Origin of the sequence: Streptomyces sp. WM6378, assembly GCF_001279695.1 — a bacterium.
GTDB lineage: Bacteria > Actinomycetota > Actinomycetes > Streptomycetales > Streptomycetaceae > Streptomyces.
Genome location: NZ_LGDD01000333.1, coordinates 1 through 22606 on the forward strand (window position 1 = coordinate 1; position 22606 = coordinate 22606).

22 protein-coding genes are annotated in these 22606 nt (G+C 72.4%); 13 read left to right on the top strand and 9 right to left on the bottom strand.

Annotated elements, in window-relative coordinates; all coding sequences use genetic code 11:
* Window positions 1-485: 485 nt before the first annotated feature.
* The 7 genes from ADK54_RS36945 to ADK54_RS36975 form a co-directional block, all read right to left on the bottom strand.
* A complete protein-coding gene (locus ADK54_RS36945) occupies window positions 486-1646 on the bottom strand; it encodes a betaine/proline/choline family ABC transporter ATP-binding protein (RefSeq protein WP_053730199.1) in 1161 nt (386 codons plus the stop codon).
* A gap of 64 nt (window positions 1647-1710) precedes the next feature.
* Entirely contained in the window at window positions 1711-3201 is a 1491-nt protein-coding gene (locus tag ADK54_RS36950) for a sensor histidine kinase (protein WP_053730200.1), read from the bottom strand.
* Between the two features lie 12 nt (window positions 3202-3213).
* Window positions 3214-3939: a response regulator transcription factor gene (locus ADK54_RS36955; RefSeq protein ID WP_053730201.1), complete on the bottom strand. Its 726-nt coding sequence runs from the start codon at window positions 3937-3939 to the stop codon at window positions 3214-3216.
* A gap of 40 nt (window positions 3940-3979) precedes the next feature.
* Window positions 3980-4573, bottom strand: coding sequence for a DUF5666 domain-containing protein (locus tag ADK54_RS36960; RefSeq protein WP_063802133.1), 594 nt, complete (start codon window positions 4571-4573; stop codon window positions 3980-3982).
* 26 nt (window positions 4574-4599) lie between these two features.
* Window positions 4600-5817, bottom strand: a complete 1218-nt coding sequence (locus ADK54_RS36965; RefSeq protein ID WP_053730203.1) for an ABC transporter permease — start codon at window positions 5815-5817, stop codon at window positions 4600-4602.
* A complete protein-coding gene (locus ADK54_RS36970; protein ID WP_078966920.1) occupies window positions 5814-6665 on the bottom strand; it encodes an ABC transporter ATP-binding protein in 852 nt (283 codons plus the stop codon). The genes ADK54_RS36965 and ADK54_RS36970 overlap by 4 nt, the downstream gene beginning before the upstream one ends.
* A complete protein-coding gene (locus ADK54_RS36975; protein ID WP_053730204.1) occupies window positions 6662-8044 on the bottom strand; it encodes an efflux RND transporter periplasmic adaptor subunit in 1383 nt (460 codons plus the stop codon). Before ADK54_RS36975 ends, ADK54_RS36970 begins: the two co-directional genes overlap by 4 nt.
* A gap of 278 nt (window positions 8045-8322) precedes the next feature.
* Here ADK54_RS36975 and ADK54_RS36980 point away from each other — a divergent pair, with 278 nt between their 5' ends.
* Entirely contained in the window at window positions 8323-8934 is a 612-nt protein-coding gene (locus tag ADK54_RS36980) for a hypothetical protein (protein WP_053730205.1), read from the top strand.
* Between the two features lie 75 nt (window positions 8935-9009).
* Here ADK54_RS36980 and ADK54_RS36985 read toward each other — a convergent pair whose 3' ends face one another.
* Window positions 9010-10434, bottom strand: a complete 1425-nt coding sequence (locus ADK54_RS36985) for an alkaline phosphatase family protein (RefSeq protein ID WP_053730206.1) — start codon at window positions 10432-10434, stop codon at window positions 9010-9012.
* 251 nt (window positions 10435-10685) lie between these two features.
* Here ADK54_RS36985 and ADK54_RS36990 point away from each other — a divergent pair, with 251 nt between their 5' ends.
* The gene (locus ADK54_RS36990; protein ID WP_053730207.1) at window positions 10686-11522 is read left to right on the top strand and encodes an enoyl-CoA hydratase/isomerase family protein; all 837 of its coding nucleotides are present in this window, start codon (window positions 10686-10688) and stop codon (window positions 11520-11522) included.
* Between the two features lie 6 nt (window positions 11523-11528).
* On the opposite strand, the gene ADK54_RS36995 is transcribed toward ADK54_RS36990, so the two are convergent.
* Window positions 11529-12446 (bottom strand): SDR family oxidoreductase, encoded by a 918-nt coding sequence (locus tag ADK54_RS36995; protein ID WP_053730208.1) that lies wholly within the window; start codon window positions 12444-12446, stop codon window positions 11529-11531.
* A gap of 246 nt (window positions 12447-12692) precedes the next feature.
* On the opposite strand from ADK54_RS36995, the gene ADK54_RS37000 reads away from it, so the two are divergent.
* From ADK54_RS37000 to ADK54_RS37040, 11 genes are all read left to right on the top strand, one after another.
* Complete coding sequence (locus ADK54_RS37000; protein WP_053730209.1) at window positions 12693-13661, top strand: NADPH:quinone oxidoreductase family protein; 969 nt, start codon at window positions 12693-12695, stop codon at window positions 13659-13661.
* Window positions 13658-14839, top strand: coding sequence for an acyl-CoA dehydrogenase family protein (locus ADK54_RS37005; RefSeq protein WP_053730210.1), 1182 nt, complete (start codon window positions 13658-13660; stop codon window positions 14837-14839). The genes ADK54_RS37000 and ADK54_RS37005 overlap by 4 nt, the downstream gene beginning before the upstream one ends.
* Window positions 14836-15945 carry an acyl-CoA dehydrogenase family protein gene (locus ADK54_RS37010; protein ID WP_053730211.1) on the top strand — a complete coding sequence of 370 codons (1110 nt, stop codon included), beginning with the start codon at window positions 14836-14838 and terminating at the stop codon, window positions 15943-15945. Before ADK54_RS37005 ends, ADK54_RS37010 begins: the two co-directional genes overlap by 4 nt.
* A 107-nt stretch (window positions 15946-16052) precedes the next feature.
* Window positions 16053-16208 carry a hypothetical protein gene (locus ADK54_RS48635; protein ID WP_324610218.1) on the top strand — a complete coding sequence of 52 codons (156 nt, stop codon included), beginning with the start codon at window positions 16053-16055 and terminating at the stop codon, window positions 16206-16208.
* A gap of 7 nt (window positions 16209-16215) precedes the next feature.
* Window positions 16216-16341, top strand: coding sequence for a DUF664 domain-containing protein (locus ADK54_RS48640; protein WP_078966921.1), 126 nt, complete (start codon window positions 16216-16218; stop codon window positions 16339-16341).
* Window positions 16342-16487: 146 nt separating this feature from the next.
* Window positions 16488-18083 (top strand): ABC transporter substrate-binding protein, encoded by a 1596-nt coding sequence (locus ADK54_RS37015; protein WP_053730212.1) that lies wholly within the window; start codon window positions 16488-16490, stop codon window positions 18081-18083.
* 23 nt (window positions 18084-18106) lie between these two features.
* Complete coding sequence (locus ADK54_RS37020) at window positions 18107-19072, top strand: ABC transporter permease (RefSeq protein WP_199827123.1); 966 nt, start codon at window positions 18107-18109, stop codon at window positions 19070-19072.
* Complete coding sequence (locus tag ADK54_RS37025; RefSeq protein WP_053730214.1) at window positions 19065-19913, top strand: ABC transporter permease; 849 nt, start codon at window positions 19065-19067, stop codon at window positions 19911-19913. Before ADK54_RS37020 ends, ADK54_RS37025 begins: the two co-directional genes overlap by 8 nt.
* 71 nt (window positions 19914-19984) lie before the next feature.
* Window positions 19985-20893 carry an ABC transporter ATP-binding protein gene (locus ADK54_RS37030; protein ID WP_053730228.1) on the top strand — a complete coding sequence of 303 codons (909 nt, stop codon included), beginning with the start codon at window positions 19985-19987 and terminating at the stop codon, window positions 20891-20893.
* Window positions 20886-21545: an ABC transporter ATP-binding protein gene (locus ADK54_RS37035; protein WP_053730215.1), complete on the top strand. Its 660-nt coding sequence runs from the start codon at window positions 20886-20888 to the stop codon at window positions 21543-21545. The genes ADK54_RS37030 and ADK54_RS37035 overlap by 8 nt, the downstream gene beginning before the upstream one ends.
* A 115-nt stretch (window positions 21546-21660) precedes the next feature.
* Entirely contained in the window at window positions 21661-22515 is an 855-nt protein-coding gene (locus tag ADK54_RS37040; protein WP_053730216.1) for a phosphatidylinositol-specific phospholipase C/glycerophosphodiester phosphodiesterase family protein, read from the top strand.
* Window positions 22516-22606 lie beyond the last annotated feature (91 nt).

The window sequence follows — 22606 nt, forward strand, 5'->3', positions numbered from 1 at the left end:
CCAGACCCCCGAGGGGCTCCGCCCCTCGGACCCCTGCGGGGACTTCGTCCCCTGCACCCCTTTTCGGGGCTCCGCCCCGGACCCCCGTTCGCGCCTGAACGGCGCTCGTCCTCAAACGCCGGACGGGCTGAGGAGGGGGCTGGCGTCCGTGTATGCCCGCCCGGCCAGGGGTGGGTCCCGTCCGTGCGTGCCTCCCGGTCCGGGGTGGGCCGACGTTCTTGATCGCCGGACGGGGCGGTGGGGGAGGCTTGCATGCGCGTCGGTTTGGAGCCCGTCGTCCGTTGTGGGCAGTCGTTCCGCGGGGCGATGGAGGTCTCCCCTGCTCCATAAGAGCTTGGGGGAGGGTGGGCAGAACGGACCACCAAGCTGCGGACCAAGGGGATGGGGGTCTGGGGGCGGAGCCTCCAGAAGGCGTTGGGGCCGAGCCTGTTCAACCCCGCGGAACGGGTGGGAGGGTGGGCAGGCACCCTCACCGCAGGCACCCCTCACGCATCCGCGACCGAGTCGAAGTCCACCTCCCCCCGCGCCACCCCCAGCGCGTCCGCGTCCACCGACCTCCGTAGGGCCTCGTGCAGCTTCGCCGGGGTCAGGACGCCGAGGAAGCGGGCGCCGTCCACCACGGCGACCCAGCCCGCGTCGTACTGGAGCATCTCGCTGAACGCCTGCTTGAGCGGGGCCCCGACCGGCACCCACGCCTCCATGCGCCGGGCCAGGTCGGCGACCGAGCCGGCCCCCGCGAGGGAGAGCTCGTCCGCCGCGACCCAGCCGTGCAGCTCGCCCTCCTCGTTGAGCACCACGGCCCAGCGTGCCTCCTCGCCGCGCAGCCGGGCCGCGGCCGCCTCCGCGGGTTCGTCGAGCCGTACGATCGGCGGCTGTTCGAGGTCGTCCGGTTCGACCGTGGTGACCGAGAGGCGCTTCAACCCCCGGTCCGCGCCCACGAATTGGGCTACGTACGAGGTGGACGGCGCGCCCAGGACCGACGCCGGGGTGTCGAACTGCTCGATGCGCCCGGACCCGTACACCGCCATGCGGTCGCCCATCCGTACGGCCTCCTCGATGTCATGGGTGACCAGGAGGACCGTCTTGCGCACGGTCGCCTGGAGGCTGAGGAACTCGTTCTGGAGGCGTTCGCGGACGACCGGGTCGACCGCTCCGAACGGTTCGTCCATGAGCAGGACGGGAGGGTCCGCTGCCAACGCCCTGGCCACGCCCACCCGTTGGCGCTGGCCGCCCGAGAGCTGCGCCGGGTAGCGCGGGCCGTATTTGGCCGGGTCGAGGCCGACGAGGTCGAGCAGCTCGGCCGCCCGCGCCCGGGCCTTCGCCCGCTTCCAGCCGACCAGCGCCGGGACGGTCGCCGTGTTGTCGAGGACCGTACGGTGCGGGAAGAGCCCGACCTGCTGGATGACGTAACCGATCCTGCGGCGCAGCTTGACCGGGTCGAGCGTGGCGATGTCCTCGCCGTCGACGAGGATGCGGCCGGAGGTGGGCTCGATGAGCCGGTTCACCATCATCATCGTGGTCGTCTTGCCGCAGCCGGACGGGCCGACGAGCGTGACCAGTTCGCCCTTGGCGACCTCGAAGGACAGGTCGTCGACGGCACGGGTGCCGTCCGGATAGACCTTGCTGACCTGCTCGAACCGGATCATGAAGCCACGCTAGGAGCCCTCGGCCCCGCCCGCACTCGGGCCGGTCCGGGGGAGTGGGAGCCGATCAGGGTGCCGCGGGGAGCAGCATGCGGAAGACCGCGCCCTCGCCCGGAGCGGTCTCCAGCTCGACCTGCCCCTTGTGGGCCTGGACGAGCGCCGAGGCGATCGCCAGGCCAAGGCCCGCCCCGCCCCCGGTCTGCCGACTGCGCGAGGCGTCCACGCGGTAGAACCGCTCGAAGACGCGGGCCGCCTGTTCGGGGGCGAGACCCGGGCCCGAGTCGGCGACCTCGATGATGCCGTGGCCGCCGACGGCGCCGACCCCGATCCGTACCGGAGTGCCGGAGGGAGTATGTGCGACGGCGTTGCCGACGAGGTTCGCGACCACCTGGCGCAGCCTTGCCTCGTCGCCGAGCACCGGGGCCGGTCCCGGCACGCCTTCGCCGCCCGGCCCGGTCAGCGTCACCTCGCGGGTCGGGTCGAGGGCCCGCGTGTCGTGCAGGGCGTCCACCGCCAGGGTGCGCAGATCCATCGGGGCGAGCTGGAGCGGGCGCTGCTCGTCCATGCGGACCAGGGTGAGCAGGTCCTCGACCAGGCCGCCCAGGCGCACCGCCTCGCTCTCGATGCGGGTCATCGTGCGCTTCACATCGGCGTCGTCGGGGAGCGCGCCCATCCGGTACAGCTCGGCGAAGCCGCGGATGCCGGCCAGCGGCGTGCGCAGTTCATGGGAGGCGTCCGCGACGAAGCGCCGCATCTGCTCCTCCGACTCGGCGCGCGCGGCGAACGCGGACTCCAGCTGCGCCAGCATCCCGTTGAGCGCACTGGTCAGCCGTCCCGCTTCGGTACGCGGTGAGGCGTCCGGCATGCGGTGCGAGAGCGGGCGTCCGGCCGCGATCTCCGCCGCCGTGGCTTCGATACGGCGCAGCGGACGTAGTCCCGCCCGTACCGCGAACCAGCCCGCCACCCCGAGCAGCAGGGCCACGACGACGCCGATGAGCTGGAAGGCCGTGGCGAGGTGGTCGACCGTGGAGGAGACCTCTTCCAAGGGCGCGGCCACGACGACGCCGGCGGGCAGCGCCGGGTCGCCGCCGGCGACCGGCACGATCAGCATCCGCCAACTGCCGCCGCCGTGATCGCTGGGCACCTCGAAGGGCTTGCCCAGGTGGGCCCGCAGCGCCTTCGCGTCCATCACCGGCCACAGCGGCCGGGGGTCGCCCGCCGCGACGGGCTGGCGGAACTGCTCGGTGACCTTGCCGTCGTCGGCCGCGAAGGCGATCACGTACTGGCTGGGCAGCCAGGCCCGGCCGGACCGGCCCGCACGCGGCGCCGGGGTGCCCTCGACGCCGACCCGGTGCGCCACCGAATCCCCGAACCGGTTCAGCTGCTGGTCCACCCGCTGCACCAACTGGCCGCGCACCGAGCTCAGGACGACGGTGTCGCTCACGGTGAGCCCGAGCGCCACCAGCGCCATGGCGAGCAGCACGAGCCGCGAGCGCAGCGAAAGGGCGGCGAAGCGGCGCGGCAGCCACCCGAACCTCGCCCGGAGGTGTCTCAGCATCGGGCGGGCACCTCAGGACTGCGGCCGGCGCAGCACATAGCCGATGCCGCGCACGGTGTGGATGAGCTTGGGCGCGCCGTCGGCCCCGGAGTCCACCTTGCGGCGCACGTACGAGATGTACGACTCGACGATGCTGAGGTCGCCGCCGAAGTCGTACGCCCACACATGGTCGAGGATCTGCGGCTTGGACACGACGCGGTCGGCGTTGGTCATCAGGTAGGCGAGCAGCTTGAATTCGGTCGGGGAAAGGGAGACCGGCCGCCCCGCCCGCAGGACCTGGTGGCCCACCGGGTCGAGTTCGAGGTCGCCCGCCACCAGGCGGCCCTCGCCGCTCGGGCCGCCGGTGCGGCGCAGGATCGCGCGGATCCGGGCGATCAGCTCCTCCAGGCTGAACGGCTTGGTGACGTAGTCGTCGCCGCCCGCCGTGAGGCCGCTGATCTTGTCGTCGACGCCGTCCTTGGCGGTGAGGAAGAGCACCGGCAGATGGTCGGGGCCCGGGCCGCCGCCGGGCTCCTCGCGCAGCCTGCGCACGACGGCGAAACCCGTCATGTCGGGCAGCATCACATCGAGCACCACCAGATCCGGGCGCTCCTTGGCGACGGCGGCCAGCGCGTCGGCCCCGGTGGCCGCCGAGACGACCTTGAAGCCGACGAAGCGCAGCGAGGCCGACAGCAGTTCCCGGATGTTGGGCTCGTCGTCGACGACCAGCAGGCTCGCCTCGGGCGTGGCCGTTTCCATCGGGTTCCTCCTCGTGGCGGCGTGGGCGGTGGGTGCGCGGTCAGCCCCGGCCACCGCCGAAGCCGCTCGCGCCGCCCTGGGTGACGGTGGTCGCCGCGACGTCCCCGGAGGCATTCTGACTGCCGCGGACCGTCACCGTCTGGCCGGGCTGCAGGTCGGACACCTTGCCGCTCTTGGACTCGGTGACCTGGGTGCTGCCGGCCGTGGTGACCTTGACGACGTTGCCCTGGGTGTCGGTGACGTAAATCGTGCTGCCGTCGACGAGCTTCACCGTACCGATGGTCAGCCCGCCCGCCGCGCCTGGGATGCCGCCGCCCTGCCGCTGGCCGCCCTGCCCGGCACCGAAGCCCTGGCGCTGGCCGCCCTGACCGCTCTGCGCGGCGCCGCCGCGGGCGGCCGCGGACGGCGTGCTGCCCTGGCTCTGGTTCTTCTCCACCAGGGCGCCGCCGGCGAAGGCGAGCCCCGCCACCAGACCGCCCGCGAGCAGCAGCGTCAGCCAGGGCAGCTGCTGCCGCGGCGGTGCGCTGAGCTCGGCCGAAATATCCCGGGTGTCCGGTGGCTCGGCGAGGATGTCCTGCGGATCGCCGGTCTCCGTGGGGCCGACGCTCTCCAAAATCTCGGCGTTGCCGAACATGTCCTCTCCCTGTCCGTACATGGGGTTCACTCGTGCCGCAGGGCTTCGATGGGCCGCAGACCCGCGGCCCGGTTGGCTGGGTAGCCGCCGAAGAACAGCCCGATGGCCACGGCGATCGCGAAGGCGCCGACGACCGATTCGGGGATGATCACCGGCTTGATGCCGACGATCGTGAAGTGCGAGCCGATCAGACCCGCCGCGACGCCGAGCCCGCCGCCGATCAGCGAGAGCAGTGTCGACTCGGCGAGGAACTGCCCGAGGATGACGCCGCGCGGCGCCCCGATCGCCTTGCGGATGCCGATCTCCCGGGTCCGCTCGGTGACCGTGACCAGCATGATGTTGGTGATGCCGATCCCGCCGACGAGCAGGGAGATCGCCGCCACCGCGCCGAGCAGCACCGTGAACGTCTTGTTGGTGTCGGCCTGCGTGGTGAGCAGGGAGGCCTGGCTGCTGACCCGGAAGTCCAGCGCGTTCGGGTCCTTGATGCCGTGCCGGCCCATCAGGACGGTCGTGATCTCGTTCTGCGCCTGGGTCGTCGCGTCGGCGGACTTCGCCTCGACGAGGATCTGGCCGATCGACCCGAACCCGGTGAAGGCGTTCTGCACGGTCGGTAGCGGCGCGATCACCACGTCGTCCGGGTCCTGGAACCCGGTGCCGCCTTTGGTGGCGAGGACGCCGACCACCGTGAACGGCGTGCCGCCCAGCGTCATCTTCTTGCCGACGGGGTCGTCCGTCCCGAACACGTCGGTCGCCGTGGTCGAGCCGATCACGGCCACCTTGCGCGAGCCGAGCACGTCGTCGGAGCTGAAGTAGTCGCCCTTGGTCACCTTGCTGTTGGACGCCTTGAAGTACGCCGGGTAGGTGCCCACGACCTGACTCACCGAGTGCGACGTGCCCTCGTACAGCGCGGTCTGGGATGTGGTGGTCTCCGGGGCGACCGACTCGATGTGCGGCGCGGACGCGGGGTCGGCGAGCGCCCGCGCGTCGTCCACGGTCAGCGGCTTGGTGACGGTGGCGCCGGACGAGCGCGAGCCGCCGAAGCCGCCGCCCGAGGACACCGTGAGCGCGTTGGTGCCGAGCTTCTCGATCGAGTCCTTCACGGCCTGCGAGGAGCCGTTGCCGACCGCGAGCAGCACGATGACCGCGGCCACACCGATCAGCACCCCGAGCATGGTCAGCGCGGAGCGCACCTTGTTCGCCGCGAGCCCGCCGAAGGCGAAGCGCAGCGTCTCGAACGGGTTCACCGGCCGCCTCCGACCAGGGAGTCGTCCTCGCGCAGGGCGGGCGGCGGACCGTAGACGGGAGCCTGCCGCACGTCCTCGACGATCCTTCCGTCGACGAGCCGGATGACCCGCTTGGCGTGCCGGGCCACCTCGTCCTCGTGCGTGATCAGCACGACGGTGCGTCCCGCCGCGTTGAGCCGGTCGACGACGGCGAGGACCTCCTCGGTGCTGTGGCTGTCGAGGTTTCCGGTGGGCTCGTCCGCGAGCAGCATCGCGGGCGCGGTGACCAGCGCCCGGGCGACGGCCACCCGCTGTTGCTGGCCGCCGGAGAGCTCGTTGGGGCGGTGGTCCATCCGGTCGGCGAGCCCGACCAGGGTGAGCGCCGCCTCGGCCCGCCGGCGCCGCTCGGCGGGTTTCACACCCGCGTACGCCAGCGGCAGCTCGACCTGGGCGAGCGCGGGGGTGCGCGGCACCAGGTTGAAGGACTGGAAGACGAAGCCGATCTTGCGGTTGCGCACCAGCGACAGCTGGCGCTCGTCCAGGCCGCCGACATGGATGCCGTCGAGCAGGTACCGGCCGGAGGTCGGCACGTCGAGGCAGCCGAGGATGTTCATCAGGGTCGACTTGCCCGAGCCCGAACTTCCCATCACGGCCACGAAGTCGCCCTGCTGTACGACGAGTTCGACGCCGATGGCCTGTCCGCTCACCGGGTCGATGGGCCCGCTGAGCGCGTGGACGGCCGCGTCGCCGTGACCGTACGTCTTGATCAGGGAGCGCACCTCGATCACCGGCGCCGGAGCCCAGGGCCCGTCGCCGGACGCCGCCTCGGGCAGCGCCGCGGTCGTGCGCGGCCACAGGGGCGGCGTCATCCGCGGCCACCCCCGCCGCCACCGGCACGGAAGCCACCGCCGCCACCGCCGCCGGTGCCGCCGCCCCCACGGGTGCGCGCGCCACCGCCGCCGCCGAGGCCGCCGGGGAAGGCGCCGCTCGGGAAGCCGCCGTTGCCCGTCGCGGACACGCTGGCCAGCTGCACCTTCTCGCCCTCGCTCAGACCGCTGAGGATCTGGTCGGAGCTGTCGCCCTCCAGGCCCACCGTGACCGGAGTGCGCTCGGTGGTGCCGTCGGCCTTGACCACGGTCACCGTGCGGTTGGCGCCGGTGCCGGTCACCGCGGCCGTCGGCACCGACAGGGCACCGGACGCCTCGCCCGTGACGACCTCGATGCTCGCGCTCAGCCCGGTGCGCAGGTTGGTGGTGGGGCTGGTGATGGTGAGGGTGGCCGCGTACTGCACGGCGCTTCCCGAACCGTTGTTGCCGCCGCCCCCGCCGGAGCCCGATCCGGAGCTGACGGGCAGTGAACTGACCGACAGGACCTTGGCGTTGAGGACCGTGCCCGACTCCGCGTTCAGCGTGACCGTGGCCGCCTGGCCGGGCTTCACCTTGAGCGCGTCGGCCTCGGAGAAGTTCGCGGTGACCTGCATGCCGGACGGATTGGTGAGGACCACGAAGCCGGACAGGGCCGAGGAGGAAGCCGAACTGGCGTTGCTGGAGACGGAGTTGGACCCGCCGCCCGAGCCGCCGCTGCCCCCGCTCGTGCCGTTGCCGCCGGTTCCGGTGACGGTGTCGCCCGTCTTCGCCGACACGGACGCCACGGTCCCGGCGACCGGGGCCGTGAGCGTGGTCCCGTCCACCGCGCGCTGCGCCGCGTCCACCGCGTTCTGCGCCTGGGTGAGCTGCGCCTCGGCCTGCGCGAGCTGCGCGGGGTCGACCGTCGGCGAGGCGGCCGGGGCGGGCGCGGTGTTGGCGGAGCCCCGCGTCGAGGAGCCGCCGCCCGAACCGGAGGCCGTGCTCGAACTCGGCTGGCCCTCCTGCACCTTGGTGAGGTTGGCCTGGGCCGCCGTCAGCGACGCCTCGTCCTGGGCGAGGGTCTCCTTGGCGGCGGTGGCGTCCACCTTGCCGAGGACCTGGCCCCGGGACACCTTGTCGCCCGGCTTGACGTCGACCTCGGTGAGCTTGCCGCCGGTGGTGAAGTTCACCCCGGCGTCGCTCGGCGAGGCCAGCGCGCCGGAGCCGGACACGGTGGCGAGGACCGTGCCCTTGGTGACCGCGACGGTCTTCGAGCCGGTCCGCGCGGGGGTGTCGCTGTGGCTGGTCACTGCCGCGTAGGCGCCGCCGGCACCCGCCAGGACGGCCACACCGAGCACCGAGTTGATCAGGACGGCTTTGCGCCGTCGTGGGAGCACCTTCATGACGGCGGATCCTGGCCGCCCGCACTTTGGAACCCCTGGGAGCTTTCTGGGAGTTCCCTGGGAGCGCCGACACAGGCGAAACTTCGCATTGCGGGCGTCAGGTTACGTATCGGATCACCACGGGTGCCCCGGGAGCCCCGTACGGGCCCGGACGCCCAGGGAACTCCCAGCCCTTCCCCCGGAGGCGCCCACCCGGGTGCGGTTCAGTCATGGGTCGCCGACGGCGTACCACTCCAGCGAGGCCGTCGTCAGCCCAACGCACCGAGGAGACACCGGACATGACCTGGACCAAGCGCCGGCCCGCCACCGCGCGCACCGCGATCGCCGTGCGGGCCGCCGTCTCCGCCACCGCGGTCGCCGCCTGCGGCCTGCTGCTCGCGGCCTGCTCGTCCTCGGCCGCCGCCCCCAGCACTCAGGCGAAGCCCGCCGCCTCCAGCTCCGCCGGGGCCAAGGGCATGGACGCCTACCGCCAGTGCCTGGCGCAGCACGGGGTCACGATGGCGCCCCGGCCGAGCGGCAGCGGCCGGCCGGAGGGTGCCGGAAGGCCGAGCGGCGCGGCCCGGCGGCCGGGCGCAGGCGGCGGGTTCGGCGGCTTCGGGGGCGGGGCCTCCGCGGATCCGGCCCAGCGACAGGCCGCCCAGGCCTGTGCGAGCCAGCGCCCGCAGTTCAACGGCCGGGGCGGCGGCGACAGCACCGCGATGAAGGCCTTCACCAGTTGCCTCAACGACCACGGGGTCGTGCTTCCCTCAGCCTCCCCGGGAGCCGGGGGCGGCATGCGCGGCCTGAACACCTCGGACCCCAAGTCCGCGCAGGCCTTCGCGGTCTGCAAGGCCCTGCTGCCGCAGCGCCACTCGGGCGCGCCGAGCCCTTCGGCAACCCCGGCGGCCTGAAGTGAGCGAGCCTCCTCCGTCCGGCTGGGAGCAGCCCGGACGGAGGAGGCGGCCTTGTGGGCAGGGTGGTGGGACCTACACGTGCGGTCGGTGCCCAGGCTCCTGCTTGGGGAAGTGCTGGGTCGCGCCGGGCAGGGTCGGCTTCGGCAGCGTGGCCACCTCGCGCTTGGCCTCCTCCAACTGCTTCGCCGTGTCGTCCGGCAGCTTAGGCGGCCGGGGCGACGTGCTGCTGAAGCGGAAGGCGGAGGTCAGGTCGCCGAAGGTGCGGCGGCGCCACTGGCTGATGTTCGGCTCCTTCACCCCCGTGAAGTGCTCAAGGAAGCGCAGCGCAGAGGTGTGGTCGAAGGCTTCGCTCGCCACCCAACCGCCCACGGTCCAGGGCGAGATGATGATGGCGGGCACCCGGAATCCGCCGCCGATGGGCAGCCCGCCGACGAACTCGTCCGCAGTGCCCGCCTTCGGGGTCGGCGGCGCCACGTGGTCGAACAGGCCGTCGTTCTCGTCGTAGTTGAGGATGAACGCGGTCTTCGCCCAGACCTTCGGATTGGACGCGATGGCCTCGATTTTCTGCGCCACGAAGTCGGCCCCCGCGGCCGGCAGATAGTCCGGGTGCTCGGACTGGTAGCTCGTCGGCATGATCCAGGAGACCGCCGGGAGCCGGTCGTTGCGGGCGTCATCCTCGAAGGTGCCCTCGGGCTGCGGGCGCACCCCGCGCTCGTACAGCGGTGAGCCCGGCTTGGCGTCGCGGAAGGCCTGGAACTGCTCCAGCACGTTGCAGCCGTAGTCGTCGTCCTGCTGGTAGACCTTCCAGCTGACCCCGGCGGCCTGGAGCCGCTCGGCGTACGTCGTCCAGCGGTACGGCGTGGGCGCGGAGTTGCTGGTGACCGGGCCGCCCTTGGTGCCGCCCGGGTCGATGCTGGCCGTCATCCAGTACAGGCGGTTCGGCCAGGTCGGGCCGAAGACGGAGCAGAAGTAGTTGTCGCAGATGGTGAAGGTCTCCGCGAGCGCGAACTGGAACGGGATGTCCTCGCGCGTGTAATAGCCCATCACATAGGGCCCGTTGACGCCGTCCGCCTTGCGGTGCGCGGGCAGCCACTGGTCCATCTTGCCGCCGTTCCACGCCTGGTGCTGCACGGCCCAGGCGTGGCTCGTGGACGGGATGGCCTGCGCGCTGGTGCTGTGCGTGTCCAGGTGGAACGGCAGCAGGTAGCCCCGCGGGTTCACCGCGTCGGGCTGGTAGAACACCGAACGCCCGTTGGGCAGCTTCAGGGCGCCCGGATCGCTGAATCCGCGCACGCCCGAGAGGGTGCCGAAGTAGTGGTCGAACGACCGGTTCTCCTGCATCAGCATGACGACGTGCTCGACGTCGCGCAGCGAGCCGTTGCGCGGCGGTCCGGCGGCGACGGCCTTTTGCACGCTGGGCGGCAGCAGGGACAGCGCCGCCGCGCCGCCGATGGCTCCGGCCGAGCCCAGCAGTCTGCGTCGTGTCAACTCGGCCATGAACGCCCCTTCCAGAGCTGTCGGTTGAGACCAGTGACGTGGACCTGCCAGTCAGTGTGCCGTTGTTGGGTGTGGGGCGGTGGAGGGAACCGGTGAACTCGCGCCCAACGAAGAGCAAGGGCTTGCCAAAGCCCGGGCCGGAGCCTCACCCGGCCCGGGCGGCGACCCCCTCCGCAGGGGTGCGCCACGCACGGAAGTCCCTTAGTCTCGACGAACCTGACGGATAGTCAGCATAAGGAAAGGATGAGGTGATGATCGACATCCTGGACCGGCGGGTCGCCGAGGGCGAGGAACGGATCCGGCTCGACGTCACCGGCTCCGGCGTCGGCGTCCTCACCCTGTGCCGGCCGGACAGGCTCAACGGGTGGAGCTGGGAGTCCAGCCGCCAACTGGGACTGCTCGCCGACCGCATCCGCTTCGACGAGTCGGTCAGGGTCGTGCTGCTGCGGGCCGAGGGCCGCGCCTTCTGCGCCGGCATCGACGTCACCGCCCCCGGCGGCGCCATCACCGGACGCTCCCCGGCCGAACGCACCCACCACTACTACGAAGGCATCCGCTGGGTCCACGAGCGCTTCGCCGCCTTCGCCGGACTGCCGCAGCCCGTCATCGCCGCCGTCCAGGGCTACTGCCTCGGCTTCGGCTTCGAGCTGGCCCTGATGGCCGACATCAGGATCGCCGCCGCCGACGCCGTCTTCGCGCTGCCCGAGACCGGGATCGGCGTGGCCGTCGACGCGGGCGGCGATCTGCGGATCGCGCGGGACGCGGGCGCCGGCTGGGCCAAACTGCTCGCGCTCACCGGCCGCCGCATCGACGCCCCCACCGCCGAACGCATCGGACTCATACAACAGGTCGTATCCCAGGACGAGTTGGACTCCATCGGCAGCGATCTCGCGGCCGAGATCGCGGCCAACGCGCCGCTGGCCGTCCGGTCCGTCAAGCGCAACATCGACGCCTTCGCCGACGCGGGTCTCGCCGCGGCCCTCGACCGTACGGCCCTGGCCGCCGCCCTCACCCTCACCTCCGAGGACGCCCGCGAGGGCTATGCCGCCAAGGCCGACCGGCGCCCGCCGGCCTTCGACGGGAAGTGAACGCGGCTACCCCTCGAACGGCCCGCGCCCCAACTGCTCCCGCACGCTGCTCACCGGCGGCGTCACCAGAGCGCGCCGCTGCCAGTTCGCACCGTCCACCACCAGCGTGTGACCGCTGATGAACCTGGCGTACGGGGAGGCGAGGAAGGTGGCCGCCCAGCCGAGCTCGCGTGGCAACCCGACCCGCAACGCGGGCTGGCGCAGGGCCAGTTCGCCGTCATCGGCGGCCCGGTCGAGACCGGCGCGGATCGCCTCCGGCAGATCGGGGTGCGGCATCAGGCCGGGCACCAGGCCGTTGACCTGGATGCCGTACGGCCCCCACTCCACGGCCAGCGTCTCGACGAGATTGCGCACCCCCGCCTTCGCCGCCGCCGAATGGGCGTGCCCCGGGCCGCCCGTCCAGGCGTACGAGGCGCCGATGCTGATCACCGAGCCGGGGGTGCCGGCCGCGAGGTGGCGGCGGGCGAACTCGCGGGTCATGAACCACGTTCCGGTCAGCGTGATGTCCAGGACCGCCCGCCAGGCGTTCGGCGACAAGTCCTCGGCCGGAGAAGGGAAGTTGGCGGCGGCGTTGTTCACCAGGACGGCCGGGACGCCGAGCACCGCCTCGGCCGTGTCGAAGACCTCGACGATCCGCTCCGGCTCCCTGATGTCGCACACCGCGGCCGCCACCCGCCCGCCGAACCCGGCCAGCTCCTGCTCGGCGGCCTTGAGCCGGTCCGCCGAGCGGCCCACGATCATGAGATCGGCGCCGAGCCGCGCGAACTCGGCGGCCATCGCCTTGCCGAGCCCCGACCCGCCCCCGGTCACCAGGACCACGCTGCCGTCGTACGTCCCGGGCGGCAGCGCGCACGCCCCGAGCGGGGGAGGCGCGGACAGCCCGGGGTGGGTGGGACGCGGAGGCGGTGCGGCGTCGTCCGTCATGGCGCATCCTTACCGGCTGCCGCGCCAAACCGCCATGGCCGTGCGAGGCCCGGCTCCGCCGCGACCTGACGGCGCATGGCTTCCTCGTCGGGCCGGCCCGGTTCCGCCGCATGTCCGCACACCGGGCGCGGGCCCGATCCGCCGAGCTGTTTCCTTTCGTGCAAGCGACCGCTTAGTATGCCCGCGAGCAGTGGAACGTACTCAGCGGTACGCAGCCGTATCGCGCCCGGCGTATGGAGGCCCCGAATGCAGGCATGGCGAGTGCACGAGAACGGCGAGCCGGGCCAGGTGATGCGGCTAGAAGAGGTGGACCGGCCCGTGCCGGGCCCGGGCCAGGTGCTGCTGAGGGTGCGCGCCGCGAACATCAACTTCCCCGACGCGCTGCTCTGCCGGGGCCAGTACCAGATCCGCCCGCCGCTGCCGTTCACGCCGGGCGTGGAGATCTGCGGCGAGACCGAGGACGGCCGCCGGGTGATCGCCAACCCCGCGCTGCCGTACGGCGGGCTCGCCGAGTACGTCGTCGCCGACGAGGCGGCCCTGCTGCCCGCACCCGAGGCCCTGGACGACGCCGAGGCCGCGGCCCTGCACATCGGCTACCAGACCGGCGTGTTCGGACTGCACCGCCGGGCCCACCTCCAGGAGGGCGAGACGCTGCTCGTGCACGCCGCCGCCGGGGGAGTGGGCAGCGCGGCCCTACAGCTCGGCAAGGCCGCCGGGGCACGCGTCATCGGCGTCGTCGGCGGCCCCGAAAAGGCAGCGGTGGCACGGGAGTTGGGGTGCGATCTGGTCATCGACCGGCGCACCGACGACATCGTGGCCGCCGTGAAGGAGGCCACCGGTGGGCGGGGCGCCGATGTCATCTTCGACCCGGTCGGCGGTGACGCGTACGCCAAGTCCGCGAAGTGCGTCGCCTTCGAGGGCCGGATCGTGATCGTCGGCTTCGCGAGCGGTTCCGTTCCGGCGCCCGCGCTCAACCACGCCCTGGTGAAGAACTACTCGATCGTCGGGCTGCACTGGGGGCTGTACGCGCAGAAGGACCCGGCCTCGATCGTCCGCTGCCACGAGCAGCTGACGAAGCTCGCCGCCGAGGGCGCGATCAAGCCGCTCATCAGCGAGCGGGTCCCGCTGAAGGACGCCGCGGCCGCCGTGCAGCGCGTCGCCGACGGCACGACCACCGGCCGTGTGGTCGTCCTCCCGGACGGAGCAGCCCGATGACCGACGCCGCCGAACTCCGTACCCGTACGCGGGAGTTGCTCGCCGCTCACCCGCCCGCCGGCACCGAGCCCCTCGACTTCCTCAAGGCCCGCTTCGACGCCGGGCTCGCCTGGGTGCACTACCCGGTCGGCCTCGGCGGCCTCGACGTGCCGCGCTCGCTCCAGGCCGTCGTCGACGCCGAACTCGCCGCCGCCGGGGCGCCCGACAACGACCCCCGCCGGATCGGCATCGGCCTCGGCATGGCCGCGCCGACCGTCCTCAGGTACGGCACCGAGGAGCAGAAGCGGCGCTTCCTGCGCCCGCTGTGGGTGGGCGAAGAGGTCTGGTGCCAGCTGTTCAGCGAGCCCGGCGCGGGCTCCGACCTCGCGGCGCTCGGCACCCGTGCCGTACGCGACGGGGACGACTGGGTGGTCGACGGGCAGAAGGTGTGGACGTCCAGCGCTCACCTGGCCCGCTGGGCCATCCTGATCGCCCGCACCGACCCCGGCCTGCCCAAGCACCAGGGCATCAGCTACTTCATCTGCGACATGACCGGCCCCGGTGTCGAGGTGCGACCGCTGCGCCAGATCACCGGCGAGGCCGAGTTCAACGAGGTGTTCCTCACCGGTGTGCGCATCCCCGACGCCCACCGGCTCGGCGAGATCGGCGAGGGCTGGAAGGTCGCCCAGACCACCCTCATGAACGAGCGGGTCTCCATCGGCGGCATGCGCATCCCGCGCGAGGGCGGCATGATCGGCCCGGTCGCCCGCGCCTGGCGAGACCGGCCCGAGCTGCGCACCCACGATCTGCACCAGCGGCTGCTCACGCTGTGGGTGGAGGCCGAGGTCGCCCGGCTCACCGGCGAGCGCCTTCGCCAGCAGCTCGTCGCGGGGCAGCCCGGCCCCGAGGGCTCCGGAATGAAGCTCGCCTTCGCCCGGCTCAACCAGGAGATCAGCGGTCTGGAGGTCGAACTCCTGGATCAGGACGGCCTGTTGTACTCCGACTGGACCATGCGCCGCCCCGAACTGGTCGACTTCACCGGCCGCGACGCCGGATACCGCTATCTGCGCTCGAAGGGCAACTCCATCGAGGGCGGTACGAGCGAAGTGCTCCTGAACATCGTCGCCGAACGCGTCCTCGGCCTGCCCGCCGAGCCGCGCAACGACAAGGACGTCGCCTGGAAGGACCTGGCCCGATGACAGCGCAGACCGACGCGGAAGCCACCCCCGACCTGCTGTACTCGGAGGCCGAGGACGACCTCAGGGCGGCCGTGCGCTCCCTGTTCGCCGACCGCACCGACACCCCGTCCGCGCTCGCCCGCGCCGAGTCGGACACGCCGTACGACCCGGAGCTGTGGCGCTCGCTCGGCGCCGGGATGGACCTCGCGGGGCTGCTCGTACCCGAGAAGCTCGGCGGACAGGGCGCCTCGCACCGCGAGGCCGCGGTCGTTCTGGAGGAGATCGGCCGCGCGGTGGCGCCGGTCCCGTACCTCACCAGCGCCGTCGTCGCCACCGAAGTGCTCCTGGCGCTGGATCCAGAGGTCGACGAAGTCGCGTCCCTGTTGCGGGAGTTGGCGTCTGGGCACCGGACCGCGGCTCTCGTCGTGCCGTTCTCGGCAGGCCCGCACTCGGTGCGGCTGCCCGGGACGCTCGCCGGGACCGTCAGCGCGGTCGCCGACGCGGCCACCGCCGACGTGCTCCTCGTGCCGACCGGCGAGGGCCTGTACGCCGTCGACGCCACGGATGTCGCGGTCACCCCGCTCACGCCGCTCGACCTGACCCGCCCGCTGGCCGCCGTCACCCTCGACGGCGTCAGCGGCACGCTGCTGGCCGACGCGGACACGGCGCTCGCCGCCGTGCGCCGGGGCCTGCTGGCCGGGGCCGGGCTGCTCGCCTCCGAGCAACTGGGCGTCGCCGAGTGGTGCCTGACCGAGACAGTGACGTACACCCGCGAGCGCAAGCAGTTCAACCGGCCGGTCGGCTCGTTCCAGGCGCTCAAGCACCGGATGGCGCAGCTCTGGCTGGAGGTCGTCTCCGCGCGGGCCGCCGCCCGCAACGCCGCCGACGCGCTCGCCACCGCCAGCCCCGAGGCGCCGCTCGCGGTGGCGGTGGCCCAGGCGTACTGCGCCCGGGTCGCCGTGCACGCCGCCGAGGAGTGCGTGCAGCTCCACGGCGGCATCGGCATGACGTGGGAACACCCGGCCCACCTGCACCTGAAGCGGGCCAAGTCGGCCCAGATCGCACTCGGTTCGGCCGGAGAACACCGGACGGCGATCGCCGAACTGGTCGATCTGCGGGCACCCTGAGGGCGGGCCGGGTGTTGCCCCGTCCTCCTGCGGACGGGGCAACACCCGGCAGTCCACCCTGCGGACGGCGAGCACCCGGCTCCCTCGCGCCTTGGCATCATCGGCCGATGAGTGATCACCAGCGCACCGAGCCCGCCAAGACGGCCGACGACCGTACGTCACTGACCGCGTTCCTCGACCACCAGCGCGAGACCCTCGCCTGGAAGTGCGCGGGCCGCGTGCGAGGACTCCCGCTCCGCGGCCGAGGCCTTCAACTCCCTTGATGAAACAGTGGAGTTCCGCGAGGAGGCCATCTCGCTGCGCTACATCCTCACGCACATGATCGAGGAGTACGCCCGCCACAACGGCCACGCCGATCTGCTCCGCGAGGCCATCGACGGCGCGACGGGCGAGTAGCCGCCCTCGCCCCCGCCTCCCACGGCCCCGGTCCGTGCCATCCGCGCGGACCGGGGCCGTGCCGTTTTTGACCACTCCTTTACTGGCGGGTTTAATTGCGATTTGTTCGCAATAGCAGTGGATCTTCAGCAAGGGGTGTGGGCCGCATGACCGCCCGTTCCATACGTGCCACGGCCGCCGCCGTACTGGCCGGGGCGCTCGCCGTCGGCACGGCCGCCTGTTCCAGCCCGGGCGGTGGGGCGGCCGGAAGCGGCAAGAAGGACTCCGCGGTCGTGGGCATCGCCTACGAGCCCGAGACGCTCAGCCCGCTGCTCGGCTACGGCAAAGACGGCAACTCCAAGCTCTTCGACGGGCTCCTCACCTTCGACGCGGACATGAAGCTGCGGCCCGCGCTCGCCACCGCGCTGCCCGAGGTGAGCGCGGACCGGCTGACGTACACGTACAAGCTGCGCCAGGGCGTGAAGTTCAGCGACGGCAAGCCGTTCACGGCCAAGGACGTCGTGTTCACCTACACGAAGATCCTCGACCCGAAGACCAACAACCCGTCCAAGGGCGAGCTCGACGCGGTGAGGTCCGTCGAGGCCAAGGGCGACGACACGGTGGTCTTCACCCTCAAGTACCCCTACGCCCCGTTCGCCGAGCGGACCGTGCTGCCCGTCGTCCCCGAACACGTCGCGGCCCCGCAGGACGTCAACTCGGGCGCCTTCTCCAGCGCGCCCGTCGGCACCGGCCCGTACACGCTCACCAAGTGGTCGAAGGGCGAGAAGATCACCTTCTCGGCGAACCCCTCCTACTGGGGCGGCGCGCCCGCCGTGAAGAAGTTCACGATGGCGATCATCAAGGACGACGACGTGCGCGCGACCCGGCTGCGGGCCGGCGACCTCGACGGCGCGATCCTGCCGCCCAACCTCGCCAAGACGTTCAAGGGCGACAAGGGCAAGAAGACGTACGCGGCGAAGACGTACGACTACCGCAACGTCACCCTGCCCACCGGCAACAAGGTCGCCGGTGACACCGCCGTGCGCCAGGCCCTCGACCTCGCCGTCGACCGCAAGGCCATGGTCGACCGCATCCTGGAAGGCGCGGGCAAGCCGGCCTACGGCCCGGTGCCGACCGGCAGCCCGTGGTTCGCCGCCGGCACCGAGCGCGCCCACGACCTCGGCAAGGCGCGGAAGATCCTCGACGACGCGGGCTGGAAGCCGGGCGCCGACGGCATCCGCGAGAAGGACGGCGTCAAGGCCGCCTTCCCGCTCTGGTACCTCTCCGGCGACAAGCTCCGCCAGGACCACGCCCTCGCGTTCGCCTCCGACGCCAAGAAGGCGGGCATCGCCGTCACCACCCAGTCCGGCACCTGGGAGGTCATCGAGCCCCGCATGAAGCAGGACGCGGTCCTCGCGGGCGGCGGCTCGCCCGGCGACCCCGACTTCGACCAGTACAACCTGCTCAAGTCCTCGCTCGCCGGCGACGGCTTCAACAACATGGCCTCGTACGTCAACGACACCGTCGACAAGGCCCTCGACGACGCCCGCAAGAGCGGCGACCAGGCCGTCCGCAAGACTGCGTACGACACCGTTCAGCGCGAGCTCGTGAAGAACCCGGGCTACACCTTCCTCACTCACATCGACCACCTGTACGTCGTCAACGACAAGTGGGACGGTCTTTCCACCCAGGTCGAACCGCACGACCACGGGCTCGCGTCCGGCCCCTGGTGGGACGTCGAGAAGTGGACCCCCAAGAAGTGAGCCGCCGCCTTCCGTGGGAGGCGATGGGCCGCATGGCCGGACGGCGGATCCTGTCCGCCGTTCCCGTCCTGCTCGCCGTCACCTTCGGCGTCTTCGCGGTCGCCGCCGCGTCCCCCTTCGACCCCGTCAAGGCATATGCGGGCACAGCCGGACTCACCGCGTCCCAGGCCGAGTTGGACCAGCTGCGCGCCAACCTCGGCGTGGACCAGCCATTCGTGCAGCGCTGGTGGGACTGGCTGACCTCGGCCCTCGGCGGCGACCTCGGCGACTCCGGCGTGCTGCGCCAGCCCGTCGCCGACGTCATCGCCGAACGCATCGGCTGGTCGGCGCTGCTCGCCACCGCCGCGTTCGCCGTCGCGATCGTGCTCGGCACCGCGCTCGGCGTGCTCGCCGCGCGCCGCCGCGGCGGCTGGCTCGACCGCTCGGTCAGCTCCGCCGCCTACACCCTCGAAGCCGCCCCCGCCTTCTGGCTCGGCCTGCTCGCCATCTGGTTCTTCGCGCTGAAACTCGGCGCGCTGCCGGCCGGGGGCCTGACGGACACCGCGAGCGACACGGTCACTTCCGGCCAGGTCATCAGCCACCTGGTCCTCCCGGCGTGTGTGCTCGGCCTGTCCCAACTGCCCTGGTTCTTCCTGTACGTACGCCAAGGCGTCGGCGACGCGCTGGCCGAGGACCCGGTGCGCGGGGCGCGGGCGCGCGGCCTCGCCGAACGCACCGTCCTGACCGGCCACGCGCTGCGCTCCGGCATGCTCCCCATGCTGACCCTGATCGGCTCCCGCGTGCCCGAGCTGATCACCGGCGCGCTGCTCGTCGAGACGGTCTTCAGCTGGCCCGGCATCGCCGCCGCCACGGTGCAGGCCGCGACCTCCGTCGACTTCCCGCTGCTCGCCGCCCTCACGGTGCTCGCGACCGCCGCCGTACTCCTCGGCAACCTGCTCTCCGACCTCCTGTACGGACTCGCCGACCCGAGGGTGGGATTCGATGGCTGACGTACGCCTCGGCAGATCCACCCGCACCGTGCGGGTGCGCACCTCGGCCGTCATCCTGGCCGTCGTCGTGCTCGCCGTCGTCCTCGTGCCGCCGCTGGCCCAGCTCGACGAACAGGCCGTGTACCTTGCCGGGAAGCTCCAACCCCCGTCCTGGGCCCACCCGTTCGGCACCGACGACGTAGGTCGCGACCTGCTGCTCCGCTGCGTGTACGGGCTGCGGGTCTCCCTGCTGGTGGGCGCCGTCGCCGCGCTCGCCGCGACCCTCATCGGCACTGCGGTCGGCGCCGTCGCCGGAGCGTTCGGGGGGTGGACGGACCGGGTCGTCATGCGGCTCGTCGACACCTGCTCGTCCGTACCGCACCTGCTGCTCGGCATCTTCGTCGTGGCGATGTTCCGCCCAGGAGTGTGGCCGGTCGTGGTGTCGGTCGCGCTGACGCACTGGCTCTCGACGGCCCGCATCGTCCGCTCGGAAATCCTGTCCCTGCGCTCGCGCCCGTACATCGACGCGGCGATCTCGGGCGGCGCCTCGCGATGGCGGGTGACGGTCCGTCATCTGCTGCCCGCTGTGTGGCCGCAAGCCGGTCTTGCCGCGGTTCTCATGGTGCCGCACGCCATGTGGCACGAGTCTGCCCTGTCCTTCCTCGGCCTCGGCCTGCCCGCCCACCAGGCCAGCCTCGGCAACCTCGTCCAGAGCGCACGCGGCTCGCTGCTCGCGGGCGACTGGTGGCCGACGCTGTTCCCCGGCCTCCTCCTGATCGTGCCGACCCTCGCCATCGCGGGCCTGGCCGGAGCCTGGCGGGAACGGCTCAGCCCGCGCCGCCGATCGGAGCTGATGTTGTGACCGCTGTGACCTCGGTGACGTCTGAAGCCCCGAACGTGCTCTCCGTACGGAACCTCTCCGTACGCTTCCGGATGCGGGGCGGCGGACACATCGCCGCCGTCAACGATGCCTCCTTCGACCTCGCGGCGGGGGAGTGCCTCGCGCTCGTAGGCGAGAGCGGCTGCGGAAAGTCCGTCCTCGCCTCCGCGCTGCTCGGCCTGCTGCCCGCCAACGCCGAATCCGAGGGCGTCGCGCTGCTTGAGGACGGCACGGACCTGATCACCGCCGACGAGCGGCTGCTCGCCCGCACGGTACGGGGCCGGCGCGTCGGCCTCGTACCGCAGAGCCCGGCCGCCCACCTCACCCCAGTACGCACGGTAGGCAGTCAACTGGTGGAAATCGTAAGGGAGTTGACGTCGGTCCCGCGCAAGGCGCTGCGCGCGGCGGCGCGGGACGCGGCCGGGCGCGCGGCCTTCCCGGCGGACCACCTCGACCGCTACCCGCACGAACTGTCCGGCGGGCTCGCCCAGCGTGCCGCGACCGCGCTGGCCCTGGTCGGCGACGCACCCCTGCTGCTCGCGGACGAACCGACGACGGGGCTCGACCGCGCACTGGTCGAGCGCACGGCCGACGAACTGCGCCGCACCGTCGACGAGGGCCGCGCCCTGCTGATGATCACGCACGACCTGGCGGCCGCCGCCCGGATCGCGGACCGGGTCGCCGTGATGTACGCGGGCCGCATCGTCGAACTCGCCGACGCCACCAGGTTCTTCGGCGAGCCGGGTCCCCGGCACCCGTACGCTCGTGGTCTGCTCGATGCCCTGCCGGAACGATCCTTCCAACCCATCCCCGGCATGCCGCCGGAGCTGGGAGACCTCCCGGCGGGGTGTGCGTTCGCACCCCGCTGCGACCTGGCCGACGCGCTCTGCGGCACCCAACCGCGGTTCGACGGCCGGGCCGCCTGCCACCACGCCCACGCGGAGGAGCCCAGCCGTGCTTGAGCTCAGCAACATCACAGCCGGTTACGAGCGGGGCAGGCCCGTGGTGCGCGACGTCAGCCTCGCCGTGTCCCACGGCGAGGCGGTCGGCCTGCTCGGCCCCAGCGGCTGCGGCAAGTCCACCCTGGCCAGGGTCGCGGCCCTGCTGCACCGACCCGACGCCGGAACGGTCGTCCTGGACGGCACCACCGTCACCGACTACCGCCACCGCGCCCCGCGCGCCCTGCGCACCACCGTGGGCGTCGTCTTCCAGTCGCCCCGGCTCTCCGCCGACCCGCGGCTGCGGCTGCGCGACCTGATCGCCGAGCCCCTGAAGGCGACCGGCCGGCGGATCGAGATCCGCGAGCGCGTGGACGCCCTGGCCCACGCGGTCGGCCTCGGCGGCGACCTCCTGACCCGCAGCGCCCACGAGGTCAGCGACGGCCAGCTCCAACGCGCCTGTCTGGCACGGGCGTTGGTGCTCCGTCCGCGCCTGCTGATCTGCGACGAGATGACCGCGATGCTCGACGCATCGACGACGGCCGCGCTGGTCGCGGCGGTCGAGAACTACCGCCGCGAGACGAAGGCGTCCCTGCTGGCCGTCGGCCACGACCAGGTACTCCTCGACCGCTGGTGCGACCGCACGGTCAGCTGGGAGGCCCCGCCGCAGGCCTGACCGGCGGGTGACACGGGGACGAAGGACCAGCCAACTCCTGTCAGCCGCACGTCAGTTGTGCGCAGCGCGACGCATACTCGGTCGCGTCCGTCCCTCGTTCCCCGGGAGCGCACCCATGGCCCATCTCACCCGCCGCAGTGCCGTCGCCACCCTCGCCGCGGCCGTCGCCGTGCCCGCCCTGGCCGGCACCGCCCGCGCGGCCGCCCGTCCCTCCCGTCCCAGGCCCCTGCGCAGAACCCACGCGCACAACGACTACGAGCACACCCACCCCCTCTTCGACGCCCTCGCGCACGGCTTCACCAGCGTCGAGGCCGACATCTTCCTCGTCGACGGCCGACTCCTGGTCGGCCACGACCCCAGCGAGCTCGACCCGAGCCGCACCCTCGAATCCCTCTACCTCGACCCGCTGCGCAGGCTGATCCGGGCCAACCACGGCTCGGTGTACCGGGGTTACTACCACCCGCTCCAGCTGCTCATCGACATCAAGACCGAGGGCGCGGCCACCTACCTCGAACTCGACCGGCACCTCGTCCCCTACCGCCACCTCTTCAGCTCTTACGCGCACGGCCGGGTGCGGACCAGCGCCATCACCGCGGTCATCTCCGGCGACCGGGGCGCCCGCACGCCCATGGAGGCGCAGCAGGTGCGGTACGCCTTCTACGACGGGCGGCTCGACGACCTCGGGACGGCCGCCACCGCCTCCTTCATCCCGCTGATCAGCGAGGCCTGGACCGACCACTTCACCTGGACCGGCGCCGGGCCCTTCCCCGCCGCCGAACGCGCCGAGCTGCGCGACCTGGTGGCCCGTAGCCACGCCGGCCGCCGGCGGCTGAGGTTTTGGGCGACCCTCGACGTCGCCGGACCCGAACGCGACGCCCTGTGGCGCGAGCTGTACGCCGCCGGGATCGACTGGTTCAACACCGACGACCTCGCCGGACTCGAAACCTTCCTCCGCGCCCACGGCGAGTAGCGGGATCACGCGCAGTCAACACCCGTACGGCGGACATGTCTTGAGCCGGTGAGCAGCGCCTCCTCCGCCACACTGACGCCCGAGTGCCGCG

Excerpts from the sequence above, each read along its gene's own strand:
- ADK54_RS36945 (WP_053730199.1), bottom strand. The coding sequence starts at position 1,646 with ATGATCCGGTTCGAGCAGGTCAGCAAGGTCTATCCGGACGGCACCCGT.
- ADK54_RS36950 (WP_053730200.1), bottom strand. The coding sequence starts at position 3,201 with ATGCTGAGACACCTCCGGGCGAGGTTCGGGTGGCTGCCGCGCCGCTTC.
- ADK54_RS36955 (WP_053730201.1), bottom strand. The coding sequence starts at position 3,939 with ATGGAAACGGCCACGCCCGAGGCGAGCCTGCTGGTCGTCGACGACGAG.
- ADK54_RS36960 (WP_063802133.1), bottom strand. The coding sequence starts at position 4,573 with ATGTTCGGCAACGCCGAGATTTTGGAGAGCGTCGGCCCCACGGAGACC.
- ADK54_RS36970 (WP_078966920.1), bottom strand. The coding sequence starts at position 6,665 with ATGACGCCGCCCCTGTGGCCGCGCACGACCGCGGCGCTGCCCGAGGCG.
- ADK54_RS36975 (WP_053730204.1), bottom strand. The coding sequence starts at position 8,044 with ATGAAGGTGCTCCCACGACGGCGCAAAGCCGTCCTGATCAACTCGGTG.
- ADK54_RS36980 (WP_053730205.1), top strand. The coding sequence starts at position 8,323 with ATGACCTGGACCAAGCGCCGGCCCGCCACCGCGCGCACCGCGATCGCC.
- ADK54_RS36985 (WP_053730206.1), bottom strand. The coding sequence starts at position 10,434 with ATGGCCGAGTTGACACGACGCAGACTGCTGGGCTCGGCCGGAGCCATC.
- ADK54_RS36990 (WP_053730207.1), top strand. The coding sequence starts at position 10,686 with ATGATCGACATCCTGGACCGGCGGGTCGCCGAGGGCGAGGAACGGATC.
- ADK54_RS36995 (WP_053730208.1), bottom strand. The coding sequence starts at position 12,446 with ATGACGGACGACGCCGCACCGCCTCCGCGTCCCACCCACCCCGGGCTG.
- ADK54_RS37000 (WP_053730209.1), top strand. The coding sequence starts at position 12,693 with ATGCAGGCATGGCGAGTGCACGAGAACGGCGAGCCGGGCCAGGTGATG.
- ADK54_RS37005 (WP_053730210.1), top strand. The coding sequence starts at position 13,658 with ATGACCGACGCCGCCGAACTCCGTACCCGTACGCGGGAGTTGCTCGCC.
- ADK54_RS37010 (WP_053730211.1), top strand. The coding sequence starts at position 14,836 with ATGACAGCGCAGACCGACGCGGAAGCCACCCCCGACCTGCTGTACTCG.
- ADK54_RS48635 (WP_324610218.1), top strand. The coding sequence starts at position 16,053 with ATGAGTGATCACCAGCGCACCGAGCCCGCCAAGACGGCCGACGACCGT.
- ADK54_RS37015 (WP_053730212.1), top strand. The coding sequence starts at position 16,488 with ATGACCGCCCGTTCCATACGTGCCACGGCCGCCGCCGTACTGGCCGGG.
- ADK54_RS37020 (WP_199827123.1), top strand. The coding sequence starts at position 18,107 with ATGGGCCGCATGGCCGGACGGCGGATCCTGTCCGCCGTTCCCGTCCTG.
- ADK54_RS37025 (WP_053730214.1), top strand. The coding sequence starts at position 19,065 with ATGGCTGACGTACGCCTCGGCAGATCCACCCGCACCGTGCGGGTGCGC.
- ADK54_RS37030 (WP_053730228.1), top strand. The coding sequence starts at position 19,985 with ATGCGGGGCGGCGGACACATCGCCGCCGTCAACGATGCCTCCTTCGAC.
- ADK54_RS37040 (WP_053730216.1), top strand. The coding sequence starts at position 21,661 with ATGGCCCATCTCACCCGCCGCAGTGCCGTCGCCACCCTCGCCGCGGCC.